General features: G+C 64.9%; 3 protein-coding genes. 2 read left to right on the forward strand and 1 reads right to left on the reverse strand.

Annotated features, from left to right (window positions below):
• Window positions 1-14: 14 nt before the first annotated feature.
• Window positions 15-530: an HNH endonuclease gene (locus MJ783_RS14200; protein ID WP_239310913.1), complete on the reverse strand. Its 516-nt coding sequence runs from the start codon at window positions 528-530 to the stop codon at window positions 15-17.
• Between the two features lie 322 nt (window positions 531-852).
• On the opposite strand from MJ783_RS14200, the gene MJ783_RS14205 reads away from it, so the two are divergent.
• Together MJ783_RS14205 and MJ783_RS14210 are read left to right on the forward strand one after the other, a co-directional pair.
• The gene (locus tag MJ783_RS14205) at window positions 853-2,121 is read left to right on the forward strand and encodes a mechanosensitive ion channel family protein (protein WP_239310914.1); all 1,269 of its coding nucleotides are present in this window, start codon (window positions 853-855) and stop codon (window positions 2,119-2,121) included.
• Between the two features lie 186 nt (window positions 2,122-2,307).
• Window positions 2,308-3,051: a response regulator transcription factor gene (locus tag MJ783_RS14210; protein ID WP_239310915.1), complete on the forward strand. Its 744-nt coding sequence runs from the start codon at window positions 2,308-2,310 to the stop codon at window positions 3,049-3,051.
• Window positions 3,052-3,080: the final 29 nt, after the last annotated feature.

A 3,080-nucleotide genomic window follows, 5' to 3' on the forward strand; every position in this document is an offset into this window, starting at 1 on the left:
ACCAGGAGCGGGAGTCAGGCGGATGCGGCTTCGTCACCGTCCGAGCTGAGGTAGCGCGACCAGCGCGGATCCATCCGGCGGCTGCCAAGAATGCGCCAAGCGGCTCCGCTCGGCGCTCTGGGAGCCGTGCGAAGCCGCCAGCCAAGATCGGCTACAGCCCGGTCGGCTTTCAAATGATTGCAGCGGCCGCAGGCCGCCACCACGTTCTCCCATACATGCGCGCCCCCACGAGAGCGGGGGATGACGTGATCCAGTGATGTCGCAGGCGCACCGCAGTAGACACAGCGGTGATGGTCACGCGCCAGTACTCCCTTACGGGTGAGTGGTACCTGAGACCGGTACGGCACGCGGACGAATCGGGCCAAGCGCACTACCACGGGCACTTCGACCGTGTACGTCACGGAGTGGAGAACCCGATCTCCGGCCTCGACCATGACTGCTTTCTCAGTGAGCACGAGCACCAGCGCACGCCTCTGTGAGACCACGCATAACGGTTCATACGTGGCATTGAGAACCAGCGCTTCTGTCACGCGCCGACCTCCTCGCCCTACCGGGTGGCGGCCGTCACAAGCTAGCCACCGGTGACACTGAGACAGTCAACCGCCTTCGGGGCCCGAACGCGAGTGGGTTCGCGATTGTCGTTAGGTAATCGTTGACACACTGCGCAACTTTGCCCGCATTTGATCTACTTTGCGTGCCTGTTCGGATGCTGCGTGTTATTTCCGGGCGTCGACCTCTTGGCCCGCGGCTGTCGCGCGTCGGTAAGACTGGGCACCGTGCGGTGCCCGCGGATGCGGTCCCGCTTGAAGATCAATTATAGGATCGATTATCTGTGAGGAGCTGAATCCGGTCGTGGCCGACTCCGTCTCTGTGTTCGCTCAGTCGTTGGGGTCGTTACTGACTCCGGCGGTCGAGGCGTCACCCTCGCCCGCGGCGCCCGTGCCGACCCCGAGCCCGTCCGACGCTCCCATCACTCCCAGTCTTGATCAGATCTTCGGTGCGGTCCAGAACGCATGCGGGCAAAAGCCCGGTGTGCTGTGCAGGACGGTTTTTGATCTGACTCACAGCGAGTATCTCGCCGGTGGCGCCAATGTCTTTCTTGGCATGCCGCTGAAGATTTTGTTGATTCTTCTGATTGCTTTCCTCGTTCGCTCGATGTTGCATCGCTTCATTTTCCGGACAACTCGGCGGGCCGCGGCCGGTGGGCCGAGCGGGCTGTTCCGGTCCGGGCGCGCCATACTTCTCGGCGCCTTCGGCGATCCCACTGTGCTGCTGGAGCGACGCCGCCAACGCGCCGAGACGGTCGGTTCCCTGCTGCGCAGCATCACGTCGGTGATTGTGTTCGGGATCGCGTTCGTGACCATTCTCGGCGAGTTGGACATCAATCTCGCGCCCATCGTGGCCAGCGCCGGAGTGGTTGGCGTCGCTGTTGGTTTCGGCGCGCAGAATCTTGTCCGGGACTTCCTGTCGGGCATCTTCATGCTGCTCGAGGACCAGTACGGCGTGGGCGACGTCATCGATGTCGGACCGGTCAGCGGGAACGTCGAGGCGGTGAGCCTGCGGGTCACACGACTGCGCGACATCGAAGGTACGGTCTGGTACGTCCGTAACGGCGAGATCGCACGGGTGGGCAACAAAGGCCAGCAATGGGCCCGTACGGTGCTCGACATCCCGCTGGACTACGACACCGACGTCGCCAAGGCCAAGCGGATTCTCAAGACGACCGCGGACAAACTCTGGGCGGAACCGGAGTTCGCCACCATCATCATCGCCGAACCCGAGATATGGGGCATGGAATCGATGACCGCTGATGGGTACGCGTTGCGGGTGGTCGCCAAGACCCAGCCGCTTAAACAGTGGGATGTCGCGCGCGCGCTGCGCGAGCGCGTCCGGGCGGCGCTGGACGCCGAGGGGATCGAGCTCGGCAGCGTTCAGCGCAGCGAGGTGGTCATGGTCGACAACGACGATGACGACGTGATGCTGAGCGATCGCGATGACGATGAGGACGGTTCCGCTCCGGGTGCCACCCGTGTGATCGAGAGCGCTCCCCTCCCCGAACTCGACGGGCCGGCTCCGTCACCGGTCGGCCGATCAACTGGCCCCGCGTCGGTGGCGCGTTAGCGCACCCGGTTGATATCGCACCCGGTTGATATCGCCCGATACGGCGGCGTCCAGGGGTCCAGGCGCGCGATCGAAAGATCCAGCAGGCCTGCCCTGGCTGAACCGTGAATAAGGATCTCGGTAGACGATGCTGAGAGTCCTTCCGGACGGCCTGCGCCGCGTGACTCGGGGGGCAGACTGTGTGGTGTGCGCGTACTTGTGGTCGATGACGAGCCGGCGGTCCGGGAGTCTCTTGAGCGGTCGCTGCGGTTCGAGGGTTACGAGGTCAGTTCAGCGCGTGACGGTATGGAGGCGCTGGACGCGGTTGCTCGCGACCGGCCGGACATCGTCGTGCTGGACGTGATGATGCCCCGGGTGGATGGCCTGGAAACGTGTCGCCAGCTGCGTGGCCGTGGCGACGACCTGCCGATTCTGATGCTCACCGCCCGTGATGGGCTGGCCGACCGGGTAAACGGCTTGGACGTGGGGGCGGATGACTATCTGGTCAAGCCCTTCGCCCTCGAGGAGCTGTTCGCCCGGCTGCGCGCGCTGACCCGCCGGGCGTCGCTGTCCGCCCGGGCCGCGGCGTCGGCTGCCGCGGGTCTCACGGGAACGGATCAGGCGGGGATCGCTCCGGGGGTGCCCCCCGCGCTGCTCTTCGCGGACATCCGTCTTGATCAGAGCAGCCGGCAGGTGACCCGCGGGGGACGGGAACTGACGCTCACCAAGACTGAGTTCGACCTGTTGGAGCTGTTTCTCGTCCACCAGCGGCAGGTGCTCTCCCGTTCCATGATCATGGAGCGAGTCTGGGGATACGACTTCGGGCCGTCATCGAACTCGCTCGAGGTGTTCGTCAGCTACCTGCGTCGCAAGCTGGAAGCCGGTGGCGAGCCGCGCCTGCTGCACACGGTCCGCGGGGTGGGTTATGTTCTGCGGGACGCGGCTTCGTGACCGTTCTGCCCATGACCATCATCGGAACG

Origin of the sequence: Protofrankia sp. Cj3, assembly GCF_917627355.1 — a bacterium.
Classification (GTDB): domain Bacteria; phylum Actinomycetota; class Actinomycetes; order Frankiales; family Frankiaceae; genus Protofrankia.